Origin of the sequence: Nitrobacter sp., from assembly GCF_051535215.1 — a bacterium.
Taxonomy (GTDB): Bacteria; Pseudomonadota; Alphaproteobacteria; order Rhizobiales; family Xanthobacteraceae; genus Nitrobacter.
Genome location: NZ_JBPPLY010000013.1, coordinates 33,509 through 48,121, shown reverse-complemented (window position 1 = coordinate 48,121; position 14,613 = coordinate 33,509). Strand labels below are relative to the sequence as shown.

Sequence of the window (14,613 nt, the reverse complement as noted above, 5' to 3'; positions counted from 1 at the left end):
TTGGTCGCATTGCGGATGCGGCGGCACGATGCTGCGTTTCCAATCACCATTCGATCCACCAAGGGATTCGGGTCACGATCGGCGTTTCTATTTTTTGAATTTGGCCTGGCCGGATTTTCCGTCTGCGGTCTTGATCGTCAATGTGATAGTCGCGCCCGCAGCTATCGCGTTCTTCGCGTCTCCCTTCAACGAATTTTCGCCCTGGGGAGCGAGCGTGATCGTCTCCCGTCCGCTACCGCCCGCAATAAGCACTGCCGCAGTAAAGCCCTTTGTAGAAACCGGCTTTGGGGTGTTTGGGACGAAGACGTTGATGGTGACGGTATTCCCGGCGGTAAGAAGCTCAGCGTCAATGCCGGCGACGTCGAGCATGAGGCCGCCGTTTGGTCCTTTTTCGTATTCTTCGGCGCAAACCGGGGCGGCAAACGTCAAAGCGGCGACAAGCAGCAAAACGTATTTCATGATTTCACTCCGTTCGGTTCCGGCGTTTTCAATTCACCGCTCTCGATGTCCTCGCGCCGGAACAGGACATAGAGAGCAGGCAGCACAAGCAGCGTAAGAATGGTTGACGAGATGATTCCTCCGATGACGACCGTGGCTAGCGGCCGCTGCACCTCCGCACCGGCGCCGGTCGCGATCGCCATCGGCACGAACCCGAGGGAAGCAACGAGCGCAGTCATCAGGACGGGCCTCAGCCGGGTCAGCGCGCCCTCGCGGACCGCATCCACAAGGGCGTGTCCCTCCCTGCGGAGGCGCTCTATGAACGTGATGATAACGAGGCCGTTGAGCACCGCGACGCCCGATAGAGCGATAAAGCCGATGCCCGCGCTGATCGACAGCGGAATGCCTCTGAGCAAGAGGGCCACGATGCCTCCGGTAAGGGCCAGCGGTACGCCGCTGAACACCAGCAGCGCGTCGGGCATCGAGCCAAGGCTGATGAAGAGCAACAGGAAGATCAGCGCCAACGCGATCGGTACCACTATCGTTAGCCTCTGCGTGGCCGAAACCAACTGTTCAAATTGGCCGCCCCAGCCAATCCAGTAACCCGCGGGCAGCTTCACCTTTTGCTCGACTTGACGCTGAGCGTCCGCGACGAACGACCCGAGGTCGCGGCCTCTGACGTTCGAGGTCACGACGATCCGCCGCTTGCCGTCTTCGCGACTGATCTGATTGGGACCGGGCGCGAGATCGATTTGCGCGAGCTCCGACAACGGCACGTAACGGATTTGGGCAAGTGGCGAGTGGCCCCACACTGCAGGCACCGCCTTGGATTGGTTCTCAAGGGGTGGTAGCGGTATCGGTAACGACCTGATAGCCTGAATATCCGCGCGCAAATGCTCCGGAAGCCTGACGACAATGCTGAAGCGGCGGTCGCCCTCGAAGACCAGCCCGGAGCTCTTTCCTCCGACGGCGATTTCGACCAGGTTTTGGACATCACCGACGCTGATTCCGTAGCGCGACAAGGCCTGACGGTTGAGCTTGACCGTGAGAACCGGAAGACCCGCGGCCTGTTCGGTCTTTACGTCCGCTGCTCCCTGAATCGTCTGCAAAACGGCCTGCACCCGTGCCGCAGACTGGACCAATATTTCGAGATCGTCTCCGAATATCTTGACCCCGACGTCGCTTTTGACGCCGGATATCAGTTCGTTCATGCGTTGCTGGATCGGCTGCGAAATCCCATAGACGCTTCCGGGAACATCTTCGGCGGCCTGCTGAATTTCCGAAACCACAGCCGCCTTCGATTTTTCTGGATTAGGCCAGTCCTTCCGTGGCTTCAGCATCACGTAGCAGTCCGATGTTGACGGCGGCATCAGGTCGGTCGCAACCTCCGCCGTGCCGGTGCGCGCGAACACCTCCTTGACTTCGGGCAGCTTAAGCAGCCGCCGCTCGAGCATCGCCTGCATCTCAACCGACTGCGTCAAGCTCGTCCCTGGGATTCGCACCACCTCCATGGACACATCGCCTTCATCGAGACTTGGAATGAATTCACCCCCCATCCGCGAAGCGGCGATTCCGCAGACAACGATCAACAGTGCAGCGATGGCAGCGACGCCGAACCTGTTGCGGATGGAAGCGGCAAGCAGCGGCGTATAGATCCGACGCGCTCCACGCATGAAGAAATTCTCATGTTCGGAAACCTTGCCGGTGACGAGGAGGGCAACGGCTGCCGGGACAAACGTCAGAGAGAGGATGCTGGCGCCGGTGAGCGCCATCAGCACTGTCAAAGCCATCGGCGTAAACATCTTCCCCTCGACACCGGTGAGCGTCAGGATCGGGATGTACACCACACCGATGATCAGCGTTCCGAAGAGACTTGGGCCGATGACTTCCCGGGATGCCGCCAGGATCGTCTCGAAGCGTTCCTGGCGGTCGAGAACGCGCCCCAACCGGTGCTGTTCTGTCGCCAGCAGGCGCAAACAGTTCTCGACGATGATGACAGCACCATCGATGATGATGCCGAAATCGATGGCTCCGAGACTCATCAGATTGGCGCTGACTTTGTTTTCCACCATGCCGGTGATGGTGAAGAGCATGGAAAGCGGAATGACGAACGCGGTCGCAATGGCGGCTCTAAAATTCCCCAGGATCATGAACAGAATCACGATTACAAGAAGCGCGCCTTCGACGAGATTTTTCTCGACGGTTGCAACGGTGGCTTCGACCAACCGCGTTCGATCGTAGACGGTTCGTGCAACGACGCCATCCGGCAGAGAGCGTCCGATTTGCTTGAGCTTGACCGCCACGCGCTGCGCCACCGTTCGGCTGTTTTCGCCGATCAGCAGCATGGCAGTTCCAAGCACAACCTCCTTGCCGTTCACTGTGGCTGCGCCGGTGCGCAAATCCTTGCCTTCCGTGACGTCGGCGACATCCGAAACCCGAACCGGGACGCCGTTTCGCGATCCGATCACGATGTCCTTGATTTCTTCAATATTTGCGACCTGCCCGGGTGTGCGGACAAGATATTGCTCACCGTTGCGCTCAATGTAGCCAGCGCCGACGTTGGCGTTATTCGACGCCAGCGCCGTCATCACGTCGCGGAAGCTGAGCTTGTAGGCCATCAGTTGCGCGGGATCCGGCAATACGTGAAATTGTTTCTCGAATCCCCCGACAGTGTTCACCTCGATGACGCCGGGAACATTCCGCAACTGCGGCTTGATGATCCAGTCCTCGATCGTGCGCAAATCGCTCGGCGTGTAAGGCTCGCCGCTCGTTTTGCGGGCATCCGGCTTCGCTTCCACCGTGAACTGATAGATCTCGCCGAGACCGGTCGAGACCGGCCCCATCGCCGTTTCGATCCCGGGCGGAAGCTGGTCCTTGACCTGCTGGATCCGTTCGTTGACCAACTGTCTGGCGAAGTAGATGTCGGTGCCATCCTTGAAGATGACGGTGACCTGGCTCATGCCATATCGCGACTGCGATCTAGTGCTGTCGAGATGCGGAAGCCCGCCCATGGCGGTCTCGACCGGAAACGTGATGCGCTGTTCGACTTCCAGCGGCGAGTAGCCTAGCGCCCGGCTATTGATCTGGATCTGGACATTGGTGATATCAGGAACGGCATCGATCGGAAGCCGCGTGAAATTCCAGGCACCGAAGGCGGCCATGCCCAGCACGCCGATCATCACAAGCCATCGCTGACGGATGGCAAACGAAAGAATTCCATCAATCATCGTGCTTTTCCGAGTGTCTGCCGATTTCCCTGATGCGTGCAAATTTATGGACCGCCGTCGTGAATACGACGCCGTCACCTTTCCTGCCCGTCCAGGCAGCCGACGCGATGCGTTCGCAAATCTGATCCGCTAACTCGGACCGACAGACCAATTTCATTTCCAGAAACTGGTGATAGGTCAGATCGGTATCCGCCGAAACGTAGCTCCCGCCTTGCCCGCGGCCGCGGCCTTGCCCTCGGACCTCATCGAAAGTGAAGCCGGGAAAGTCGGGCAAGTCATGCAGCGCGCGCACCACGTGGCCTTCCATGTGCGGCCTGATGAGGGCGGTGATCAGCGTCATTGCAGCGTCATCAGTCATTGTCTCCCGATCCTTTCCCCAGTTCAGCCTTGATGATGAAACTGTTCTGCGCGGCATAGACGTCGCCTTCCAGCACACCGAAGGTGATTTCGACGAACTGCGGATCCCGCTCTCCGACCTCGACATCCCGCGCTTCGAATTTCCCTCCGTTACGGACGAACACGACCGTGCGATTCTCCCAGGTCTGTAGCGCCGACGACTTCACTGCGACGCTTACCCGCTTCGCAGACAGGGTCAGCCGGCCCGTGATGAACAACCCGGGACGCAACCGCTGTTTCGAATTCGTCACCACAGCTCTGGCAATCGCGCTCTGGGTGTCGCTGCTGCCGACCGGCGACAGATACGAAACCTTGGCCTCAATCGCGGGGCCGCCGTCGGCGGGATCGATGAACACCTGGTCGCCGATGCTGACCCGCTTCAGGTCGCGGCGGTAGACGGAGAAGTCCACCCACACGCTCGATAGGTCTGCGACGACGAAGGCCGGTTTCTGCTCGGAGACGTACTCGCCCAAGGTCGTCTGTCGATCGATCACCGTACCGCCGAGCGACGCCTTCAATTCATACAGCGTCAGACTCTGATTGCTCTCGATGACAGCTAGGACATCGCCCTTTTGGACCACGTCGCCGATCCGTTTACGCACGTCGCGAACGATCCCGGGAAATCGGGGGGTGACCTGCACCAGCGATTCCTGGTTGGGCTGGACCATTCCGTTCAATAACAGGCTGTCGCGCAGCACGCCGGACGATGCTTTCGCAAGCTCGATTCCTGCCGTCTCGATCTTGGCATCGCTCAGCGTGACGCTGTCGGCGTGCTCTTCCTTTTCGGCCTTTTCGGTTGGGGTTGGTTTCGGCGCTGCGGGCGTCAGCATCTGATAGCCGCTGTAGGCAAGCGCGGCGGAGACCAGAATGAACACGGAGTAGCGGACAATAGCCTTCATCATCGCGAACTCTGATGCGTGAGCGAAAACGGATTGCCGACGAGACCTTCGATTGTGGCCACGGCGATATGGAAATTCTGCTGGGCCTCCTGTTCGCGCAGCAGCGCCTGCAGCAGCGATCCCCGAACGTCGAGCAATTCGAGCAGCGTGAAGCGACCCTGCGAGTAGCCGCTGAGGATCGTCTCGGCGGCGCTGCGGGCGTTGGGAATGACCGACGACCGCAGCAGCTTGAGCTCCGCCAGAGCACCAGTCAGGGTATCGTAGGCGCGGCCGGCGATGCTGAGCAGCACCAGCTTGTTGATCGCCCGCTCCGCATCTGTCTTCGCGAGCGTCTCATGTGCCGCGATGATGTTACCGGTGTTTTGGTCGAAGACCGGAAGCGGGATCGAAACGCCAAGTCGCACCGCGTTGTCGTTCGTGTCCTGGTAATGCCGCCAGCCGGCTGAAATGCGTAGGTCCGGAATGGCCTTCAGTCGGGCGATAAGGAGTTCGGCATTGCGCTGCGCAGTGACAGCGGTCCAGCGCGCCAATTGCGGATTAGCGTCGATCGCCTGGAGTACGGCGTTGAACGGCGGCGGTAGACCGGTACTTGCCAGCCGTCCCACGGCTTTGCCGAACTGCGGGCTGGCATCCCCCATTAGGACCGCGAGATCGCGACGCGCCGTAGCCAGCAGTGTCTTGGCGCGTTCCCGTTCGACCCGGAACAGGTCTGCGGCGACCTGCGCCCGCAGCGTTTCAGCAGGCGAGGACGCGCCCTCCTGGACGCGTTTTTGCAACAATGGAATCAGCGGATCGAAGCTCGCTATTTGCTCATCGAAGATCTCGATGCGCCGCTGCGCGCTGATAATCATGATGAAGGCAATCGCTGTTTCGGACAGGACTTCCAGTCGCGTCGCCCGCCGCTGCCAGACGGCCATGCCGATGCCGGCCTCGCCGGCCGCCACGCGTGCTTCCCGCTTGCCACCCAGTTCGACGAGTTGGCTAAGTTGCAGGGTCGTCTCGGCCGACCGAACCCCTTTGTACGGCCCCGTTCCGAGCGCGTTGTCGAGTTCGAACGAGGCCTCTGGGTTGGGAAGCGCACCGGCTTGAACGCGGAGGCCGCCCGCGATGCCGATATCACGCTCGGCCGCGGTCAATCGCGGATTCGCAGCCAACGCACGCTGTAATGCCTGAGGCAGCGAGATGGTGCGCGAAGAACGTTCGGCAGCCTCGACGGGAACTGTAAGTATGAGCAGTGCGCACGTCAGGCGCACGGCCACTCGAACCGAAAGCATATTACCGACCTGAATAGCGAAAAGACTACAACGCGACTGAGTTACGCGCTGCGGCTAAGGCTTCAGATCAGATGTTTGGGGGGTGGCGGTTCAGGCAGGCGCACTTCAAGGTCAACAGCAATGTCGCTTGAGAACGACATTTGCAGGGACATGCTGGCTGGTATGTAGACCAACGCGGCCACGGGCACTGTGATGGGGGCGCAAGTGGAACAATGCTCGACCACAGTCGGGGCCTTTTTCGAGCCTTCGTCGCCCTTGTCCAGAGCGGCGCTTATGCTGGTCGAGACGAGGGTTTCCTTCGCGCACGAAATCTCGCCCGCAAATCCAACCACCAGATATACCGCAGCAAGGAACGCCGTCAGCACCCGGCGAAAAGCCGATGCCCGTGTAGTCCCTCTCTGGGTAGATGTTCGCTTCATCGAGGTCTGCAATATCAAGTTTCAGGGTGCAACACTACCACGATTTTAGGGCACGATGCGCCGCCCTTCACATCAGCGTCGTTGGTGTCAGGCCCGAGCCGCCGGCGCAAAGACGGTCAATGCGAGCGGCAGCAATTTGAACCTGGCGGGCGTGAAGGTCGTAATTTCACCATCGGTATTGATTGGGAGTGGCGGATCCGTGCGGACCTCAAGAGGCCCTGAGCTGCAGAAAGCCCGCATGCCGCCCAAATTTCGGTTACGCCCCCGCCGAAAGGCAGCCAGTAAGAGCGGCCATTGCCAAAATTGTCGCGGCGCAACACTGTAAAAATCTAAGCATTGGTCGTCGATTGCCGCAGCCTCGTAGACGGCCATGCCGCCGCCGTAATATACACCATTGCCAACAGCGATCTGCAAGCTTCGAAGTTGAATGGTGCTGTCGGTAGTAATGACTTCAGCCGTAAAGGGCCTCATGTAGATTGCTGTTTTAACCGCCGCTAGCGGGTAGCTAAGCCGCCCCAAATGCCGTTTGAGGTTACCAGTCATCCTACGCGCAAGTTCAACGCCTAGCCCCATGCTCGCAACGTTCAGGAAGAACTGGTCATTGACTTGGCCGACGTCAATCCGGCGCTTGTAGCCTGCGGTGATAATTGCAGCCGCCGCTACTGGGTTATTCGGAATGCAAAGTGTCCGAGCAAGGTCATTTGCCGTGCCGAGTGGCAAGATGCCAAGCGGCAGTCCCGTGTTCACCAAGCCGGCGAGAGTCGCGTTAATTGTTCCGTCACCACCGCCGACGATCACACAATCGACTTCTTGTGCTCTGCGGGCGATCTCGTGTCTCATCTCTTCCGGTTTGTGGCACAGGCTTGGCGTGAGCGTGATCCCGCCGACCTCAAGTTGTCGAACAGCGTCATTCGCCGCGCGACCGCTCCCATTGCGACTCTGCGGATTCAGAAATAAGAGCGCACGTATTTCATCTGAGCGATGGTCCATCATTGCTTCCTCGAAAATCAAATTGCAGTAAGATAACGTGCAGAGATTCGACCACGCCGCCCATCAAATGCGGTGGTGTGCGCATCAACCAATCCCTCCCAGCGCCGGAAACGTCGTCAGCATCCAGATTGCGATCTCCTGCAATCTGCCGGTCATCATCAGGATGCCGACACCGATCATGACGGCTCCCCCGCCGATATTCAGTGCGACGCCGAGGTGGCGCATGCGCTTCAATGCGGCGGCTGCGTTTCCCATGAAGAGGGCCGTGAGCAGAAAGGGTGCGCCGAGTCCGAGACCGTAAGCTCCGAGAAGAATCGCACCATTGCCCGACGAAGTAGCAGTTACCGTAAGGATCGAGCCTAACACCGGGCCAATGCATGGCGTCCACCCGAAGGCAAAAGCGACGCCCAGCAAGAAGGCACCGACCGGTCCGTTGACCTGACGAGGCCCATTCCATCGATGGTCGGCCATCAACATCGGGAGGCGGACGAGCCCGGTCATCGCCAATCCGAAGACGATAATCAAAGCTCCACCGATCAAGTTGGTTTCCGTCTGGAAGCGTTGGAGAACGCCGCCGAGAGCCATCGCGCTGATTCCAAGCAGCACGAAGATGGTCGTGAACCCGAGCACGAACAGGAGCGCCGGGCGGAAGATGTGAAGCCGAGATGCCACACCGCCGCTGCCAGTCGTGCCGGCACCACCAGCAACATAGGACAGGTAGCCCGGAACGAGGGGCAGGACGCAGGGAGAAAGGAAAGAGATAGCGCCAGCAGTGGCCGCTGTCGCCAGACCGAGCAGAGATATATCCAGCGCCACCATCCTCAGCGCTTTCCGTTACTGGACGCTTCCTGAGTACAGAGTGCCGGTCGGGACGAAAGAAACGATCTCGCCAAGAGGAGCACAACGCCAACGCCGATCGCAACGTCCGCCATGTTGAAGGCAGGCCAATGCCAATTGGCGGCATGGAAATCGAGAAAGTCGGTCACAGCGCCCTGACGCACGCGGTCAACAATGTTGCCGGCGGCGCCGCCGGCGATCAAACCAAGAGCCGTGGCCTCAACAATCCTGTGGGTCCGCATTGCCCAAACGAGAAGACCGACCGTGATCGCCACTTTGATCCCGACCAGCACCAGCGGACGCTCGAGAAAAAGATCTTGAAACATGCCGAAGCTGACGCCAGTGTTGAAGCTGAGCGACAGGTTGAAAAAGGGCGTAACCTCGATAATGCGCGGCGGGACCATAACGACATTGAGGATCAACCACTTTGTTGCGACGTCGAACAGAAGCGCGGCGGCAAATCCGCCACCAACCCATATCGCGCGATCTCTACGGGAGCTTCCGGCCACGACAATTCCTCATGCTATTGGAGTTCAGGTCGGCATTTCTCTGCCGGCAGCGGCCGCCCCAACACAGGGCGACCGCTGTTGGTTCAATGCGCAGGTGCGGGGCGAGCCACGACGGAATGCCCACGCTCATCTGTCCGAATTTTTGCGCCGCCGGTTGGACCACCTTCCGTCTGGCGCTGTCCGTGATTGAGGAGGCGCAACCCGTTGAGGACGACCAGCAGGGACGCGCCGACATCGGCGGCGATCGCGCCCCAAAGCGACGCGAGACCGATGATGGTCAGTACCGTGAACAATAGCTTTACCGCGATCGAGAAGGCGATATTCTGTCGAATAACGGTGAGCGTGGCTCGCGAATGGCGCACAAGCCAGGGCAACCTCGAAAGATCATCCGACATCAGCGCAACGTCGGCGGTTTCAATGGCCGCATCGCTACCCATCGCGCCCATAGCGATGCCGAGATTGGCGCGGCCCATGGCAGGAGCGTCGTTGACTCCATCGCCAACCATGGCGACGGCCCCATAACGCCGAACCAGGTCCTCGACGGCGGCGACCTTGTCACCAGGCAGAAGCTCGGCGCGAACTTCGTCAATGCCGGTCTGCTTGGCAATCGCCTCGGCGGTGGCCCGGTTGTCGCCTGTCAGCATCACCACCTTTTCGACGCCAGCGCGATGGAGCGCGGCCACGATCTCCTTGGCCTCTGCCCGCACGGCATCGGCAACGGCGATCAGTCCCCAAACCTCTTGGTCGTTGCCGACGGCGACAATGGTGCGGCCCGCGTCGGAAAGAGCGCCGGCGCGCTCCAAAATGGCCGGCGAGCTGATCGCACGTTCATCGAGATACCGACGCGACCCAAGCCAGACGTCGCGACCGGAGACGCGGCCGGTCATGCCTCGACCCGTGATGGCCTGGACCGCCTCGGCCGGTTGCGCGGCGATGCCGCTTTCCGTGGCTCTTGCCAGAATAGCGCGCGCTATCGGGTGCTCGCTACGGGCCTCGAGGGCTGCGGCCAGCCGAAGAACGTCGCCTTCGCTGCGGTTGCCAAGCGCGACGATCTCCACGACCTGAGGGCGTCCTTCGGTGAGGGTCCCGGTCTTGTCCATGGCGATCGCCTTCAGACGCGCCGGCGTTTCGAGATGGACGCCGCCTTTCACCAGGACGCCTTGCTTCGCCGCTCCTGCGAGGGCGGCTACGATCGTTACCGGCGTCGAGATCACAAGGGCACAGGGGCAGGCGATCACGAGCAGCACGAGGGCGCGATAGAACCAGATCTCCCAACCACCGCCGAGCAACAGGGGCGGGATGAGGAATACAGCGATCGCGAGCACCATCACAACCGGCGTATAGACGCGTGCGAACTTCTCGACCCATTGCTCGCTCGGTGCGCGTCGGCCCTGCGCGGAGCCGACCATGCGGATGATTTGCGCGAGCGTCGTGTCGTTCGCGGCCTTGGTGGTCACGACGTCGAGGGCGCCTTCGCCATTGATGGTGCCTGCAAAGACCTCGTCTCCTTCGGACTTGAAGACGGGAACGCTTTCGCCGGTGATCGGCGCCTGATTGACCTCGCTCTCGCCAGCGGCCACCCGGCCGTCGAGCGGAACCTTGTCACCAGGTCGAATGATGATGTGCGAGCCGACACGAACCTCGGCTGCCGGAACATCGCGCTCGCTACCATCATCGAGCTTGATACGGGCCGTGGACGGCGCGAGCTCCATCAGAGCCGCAACGGCGCGCCGTGCCCGGCCGAGGCTCCACGCTTCAAGCGCAAGAGCCAGTGCGAAGAAGAACGAGACCGTCGCAGCCTCGAACCAGGCGCCGATGCTGATCGCGCCTACGACCGCTATCACCATCAGGAGGTTCATGTCGGGACGCAGGCGTCGTGCCGCGAGCCAAGCCTTCGGGGCGACATAGCGCACCGCACACAGCACAGCGAGCGTATAAAGAATGATGCTCGCCAGCGGCGTTGCGCCTGCACCGTGTTCGCCAGCCTCGAAGGCCGCGACAATACCGCCTAAGAGCCAAGCGTGGACCGCAAAGCCGAGCGCAGCAAAAACGCCGCTCGCAGCGGTCAGCCATGACTGAATGCGCCTTCGGCGTTCTTCTGCCTGCGCGGCCTCGCTTGTCGCGCCCTCGGTCCAAGGCTCCGCCCGCAGACCTGCACGTGAGACAGCCTTTTCGATGCGAGCTTCCAACGTGGCGTCGGGCGTCATGTCGATCGACATGCGGCCGTTAAGGAGGTCAAAGGCAAGCTTGTCTTCGCCAACGAGCGGGCCAACTTCGCGCTTCAGGGCGGCGATCTCGTCGGCGCAATCCATGCCGTGGATTCGATAGATAACGCCACCAGGCAGATTGGTTGGGAGCGGCGGGCTGAGAGCTTCCTGCACGTCGACCGCGCAACTGCACGCAAATCCAACAGCATCGCAGGTTGCCGAATCTTGAGGGGTTGGCGATGACCACGGTTCCGCCCGCATTCCCGTCCGCGCGACCGCCTGCTCGATCTGTTCGAGCGTTGCCCGGCTCTGGGGTGCAACGGTCATGGCGCCCTGCGCAGTGTCGAAGGCGAGCTTATCCTCGCCGACGAGCGGCCCCAGTTCCCGGGTTAGAGCAGCTACCTCATTCTTGCAGTCGAGACCGTGCACGCGCAGAAGTAAGGTGTCGTCCGTACCATCTTCGACGAGAGCACCGGACATTCCGGTCTTTGAGACGCCGCGCAAGAGGTCGTCGATCGAGACCCGCTGCTGAATCGCGATCGTCATCAGTCCCTTTGTCGTGTCGAAAGCAAGCCGGTCGTCACCACCCACCAGTGGACCGATTTCGCGCTTGAGGATCGCGACCTCGTTCTTGCAATCGAGCCCTTCAACCTTGAACAGCCACGCAGATGTCGTCGGTTTATCCGGCTGCGGCAACAGCTTGGCTTGCATCCCTGTCGTGGCGACCGCCTGTTCGATTACATCGAGAGACGAGATGCCCTGGCCCGCCACCTCCATGATACCGCCCTTGGTGTCGAACGCCAGCTTGTCATCGCCACCCACGACCGGACCGACCGCGGCACGAAGCATCCGAACTTCGTTCTGACAATCCAAGCCGTCGACCTTGAAGCGTAGCGAGCTTGACGTGCTCCTTGTCCCGGCATCTGCGGTCATCATGAACTCCTGAATTGCTTAACTTTCTTGAGCGTGGCTCGAATCGTGAGCGCACCCAACGTTCTGTAGTCGCCACAAAATCAAGGAGCCCAAGCCAAGTTTGCCGTCGGCTGCCATTGGGATCCCCTCGACAAGTTAGACATGACGACCCATATGCACCCTGTAGCAACTACAGGGTCAAGGCCATGACAGGCAATTTTCTGACGATCGGAGAACTGGGGCGAGGAACCGACACCAAGGTCGAGACCATCCGCTATTACGAGCGGATCGGGCTGCTGGCCGCGCCGGGCCGGACGGCGGGCAATTATCGCGCCTATGGAGCGGAGCACCTCAAGCGCCTAAGCTTCATCCGGCGCTCGCGCGACCTTGGCTTTTCGCTCGACCAGATCCGCGCATTGCTCGATTTGGCCGACCAGCGCGACCGATCGTGTGAAGCCGTCGATGCCATTGCCAGAGAGCATCGAGTTGAAGTCGATCGAAAGATCGCCGACTTGCGCGCGTTGCGCCGCGAGCTGGACAGCATGATCGATCAATGCCGCTGCGGCACCGTTGCTGATTGCCGGATCATCGAAGCTCTGTCGCCTCAAGCTCAACCACAGCCAAGATAACTGGGCCTTTTCTGCGCCCGGATTACCGCACTGGCCCTAAAGAATGCTGGTGATCATGCGATCGGCCCGCGTCCCTTCCCTATAGAGCGAGCGGACCAGCATGGCGGCGACAATCCCGGTCGAGGCGCCGCCAAGAACGTCGCCGAGATAGTGCGTTCCGACATAGACTCGGGAGAACGTCACAAGTACGGCGGCTGCCAGAAACCACGCACCAAGCCGCCGCATGCCGTGCAGCAGAAAGGCCGCGGCGATGGCGAAGGTCGCGGTGGCGTGATCGGAGGGGAATGACGGATCGGCGCTGCGATCGATCAGAAGATGCGTGATGCCACCGTCATAAGGTCGTATCCGATGGACGAACAACAAGATGATCTGGTTGATTGCAAGGCCGAGGAGAAAGGAAAACCCGGCGGCGACCAATACATGCCGAACGTGCTGCCGGTCGTCGTGCCGCCACCATTGCCCGGCGACCGCCAAAACAAGAAGCGGGATACCGAGCGCCGAGCTCCAGATCATCAGAAAATCGATGGTGGTGCTCGCTCCAGCCAGACTGTTGATGGCACGCGTCGCTGCGGCGTCTACGTCGTGTAACTGCAATTCTGAATCCTTATCTCGTCGTCGGCATCTTGTGAAAGTGTCGGTGTTGCTGTTCAAACTTAGCGCGGGTGTTTCATCTGGCCGCGAACAAGCAGCAGACCCAACGTAGTCAGCACGGCGAAAGCCGCGCCAGCCATAAAGGTGGCTTGCGGACCGATCACATCCCAGAGCGCGCCGGCGATTATACTGGCAGCCAGCAGCGCCAAGCCGGCAACCAGATTGAACATGCCGAAGGCGGTGCCGCGCAGTTCGGCGGGTGCCGCTTCGGCTATCAGGGCCGCGAGCAGGCCCTGGGTGAAGCCCATATGCAGCCCCCAGAGCACGACGCCGATGCCGACGCCCCAAAGGCTACCCGCGAAGGCGAGCACGAGATCGGCAAGGACGAGCAGGATCATGCCGAGTATCAGAATCGTCATGCGATCCATCCGGTCGGAGAGAACGCCGATCGGATAGGCCGAGGCCGAATAAGCGAGACTCATGAGCACCAGCACGATCGGGACGAGCGCCAACGGCAGACCGATCGACTGGGCGCGCAGGATGAGAAATGCTTCGCTGAAGCGCGCGAGCGTGAACACCGCCGCGACCGCTACGACCCACCAATAGACCGAGCCGAGGCGTCGTAACTCCTCGCGATGCAGCGGCATGCGAACTTTGCGTAGGTCCCTCGACCGCTCCGGCTCCTTGACCACGACGAGGATCAGCGCGACCGACAGGAAGGCCGGAATGACGGCGATCCAGAACACCGTCTGAAAATGGTCCGCCGTCAGCCACATGAGGCCGATGGCGAGTAGCGGGCCGATGAAGGCGCCGATCGTATCGAGTGACTGACGCAGGCCGAAGGCGGCCCCGCGCAGCTCGGGCGGCGCGATGTCGGCCACCAGGGCGTCGCGCGGTGCGCCGCGAATACCCTTGCCGACACGGTCGATGAAACGGGCGGCGACGAGCCAATCAAGCGAGGCGGCGAGCGGAAAGATCGGTTTGGTGAACGCGGCAAGCCCGTAGCCGAGGGCGGCTAGAAACTTCCGCTTGCCTAGCCAGTCGCTGAGAGCGCCCGAAAAAACTTTGGTGATCGAGGCCGTCGCTTCAGCGATGCCTTCGATGATGCCAACGGCAAGGGTCGAGGTCCCGAGCACCGTCACCATGTAGACAGGCAACAACGCGTGGATCATCTCCGACGATATGTCCATCAGCATCGATACGAAGCCCAGCGCCCACACGCCGGCGGGAATGCCGTGCCGCGCTTCGTGGACCGGGGTTTTCTCCGTAATCTTGTCCATCTCAT

13 protein-coding genes are annotated in these 14,613 nt (G+C 60.8%); 1 reads left to right on the top strand and 12 read right to left on the bottom strand.

Annotation, left to right across the window (positions count from 1 at the left end; all coding sequences use genetic code 11):
• Positions 1-87: 87 nt before the first annotated feature.
• From ACS3WB_RS12530 to ACS3WB_RS12485, 10 genes are all read right to left on the bottom strand, one after another.
• Positions 88-459, bottom strand: coding sequence for a hypothetical protein (locus ACS3WB_RS12530; RefSeq protein WP_046845503.1), 372 nt, complete (start codon positions 457-459; stop codon positions 88-90).
• Entirely contained in the window at positions 456-3,665 is a 3,210-nt protein-coding gene (locus tag ACS3WB_RS12525; RefSeq protein ID WP_046845502.1) for an efflux RND transporter permease subunit, read from the bottom strand. Before ACS3WB_RS12525 ends, ACS3WB_RS12530 begins: the two co-directional genes overlap by 4 nt.
• Entirely contained in the window at positions 3,658-4,023 is a 366-nt protein-coding gene (locus ACS3WB_RS12520) for a P-II family nitrogen regulator (RefSeq protein ID WP_046845501.1), read from the bottom strand. Before ACS3WB_RS12520 ends, ACS3WB_RS12525 begins: the two co-directional genes overlap by 8 nt.
• Entirely contained in the window at positions 4,016-4,960 is a 945-nt protein-coding gene (ihpB, locus tag ACS3WB_RS12515; protein ID WP_046845792.1) for a divalent metal ion exporter adaptor subunit IhpB, read from the bottom strand. Before ihpB ends, ACS3WB_RS12520 begins: the two co-directional genes overlap by 8 nt.
• Positions 4,960-6,234 (bottom strand): divalent metal ion exporter subunit IhpA, encoded by a 1,275-nt coding sequence (ihpA, locus tag ACS3WB_RS12510; RefSeq protein ID WP_046845500.1) that lies wholly within the window; start codon positions 6,232-6,234, stop codon positions 4,960-4,962. Before ihpA ends, ihpB begins: the two co-directional genes overlap by 1 nt.
• Positions 6,235-6,296: 62 nt before the next feature.
• Positions 6,297-6,599 (bottom strand): hypothetical protein, encoded by a 303-nt coding sequence (locus ACS3WB_RS12505; protein WP_046845499.1) that lies wholly within the window; start codon positions 6,597-6,599, stop codon positions 6,297-6,299.
• 141 nt (positions 6,600-6,740) lie between these two features.
• Entirely contained in the window at positions 6,741-7,643 is a 903-nt protein-coding gene (locus tag ACS3WB_RS12500; RefSeq protein ID WP_046845791.1) for a lipid kinase, read from the bottom strand.
• An 84-nt stretch (positions 7,644-7,727) separates the two neighbouring features.
• On the bottom strand, positions 7,728-8,462 hold the full coding sequence (locus ACS3WB_RS12495; protein ID WP_046845498.1) for a cytochrome c biogenesis CcdA family protein: 735 nt from the start codon (positions 8,460-8,462) through the stop codon (positions 7,728-7,730).
• A gap of 2 nt (positions 8,463-8,464) precedes the next feature.
• Positions 8,465-8,989 carry a signal peptidase II gene (gene lspA / locus ACS3WB_RS12490; RefSeq protein ID WP_244465968.1) on the bottom strand — a complete coding sequence of 175 codons (525 nt, stop codon included), beginning with the start codon at positions 8,987-8,989 and terminating at the stop codon, positions 8,465-8,467.
• Positions 8,990-9,072: 83 nt separating this feature from the next.
• Entirely contained in the window at positions 9,073-12,129 is a 3,057-nt protein-coding gene (locus ACS3WB_RS12485; protein ID WP_101536102.1) for a heavy metal translocating P-type ATPase, read from the bottom strand.
• A gap of 185 nt (positions 12,130-12,314) precedes the next feature.
• Between ACS3WB_RS12485 and ACS3WB_RS12480 the strand changes: the two genes are divergently transcribed.
• Positions 12,315-12,737, top strand: a complete 423-nt coding sequence (locus ACS3WB_RS12480) for a MerR family transcriptional regulator (RefSeq protein WP_046845497.1) — start codon at positions 12,315-12,317, stop codon at positions 12,735-12,737.
• A 36-nt stretch (positions 12,738-12,773) separates the two neighbouring features.
• On the opposite strand, the gene ACS3WB_RS12475 is transcribed toward ACS3WB_RS12480, so the two are convergent.
• Positions 12,774-13,331 carry a phosphatase PAP2 family protein gene (locus ACS3WB_RS12475; RefSeq protein ID WP_046845496.1) on the bottom strand — a complete coding sequence of 186 codons (558 nt, stop codon included), beginning with the start codon at positions 13,329-13,331 and terminating at the stop codon, positions 12,774-12,776.
• A gap of 59 nt (positions 13,332-13,390) precedes the next feature.
• The gene (locus tag ACS3WB_RS12470; RefSeq protein ID WP_046845495.1) at positions 13,391-14,608 is read right to left on the bottom strand and encodes an MFS transporter; all 1,218 of its coding nucleotides are present in this window, start codon (positions 14,606-14,608) and stop codon (positions 13,391-13,393) included.
• Between the last annotated feature and the right edge of the window lie 5 nt (positions 14,609-14,613).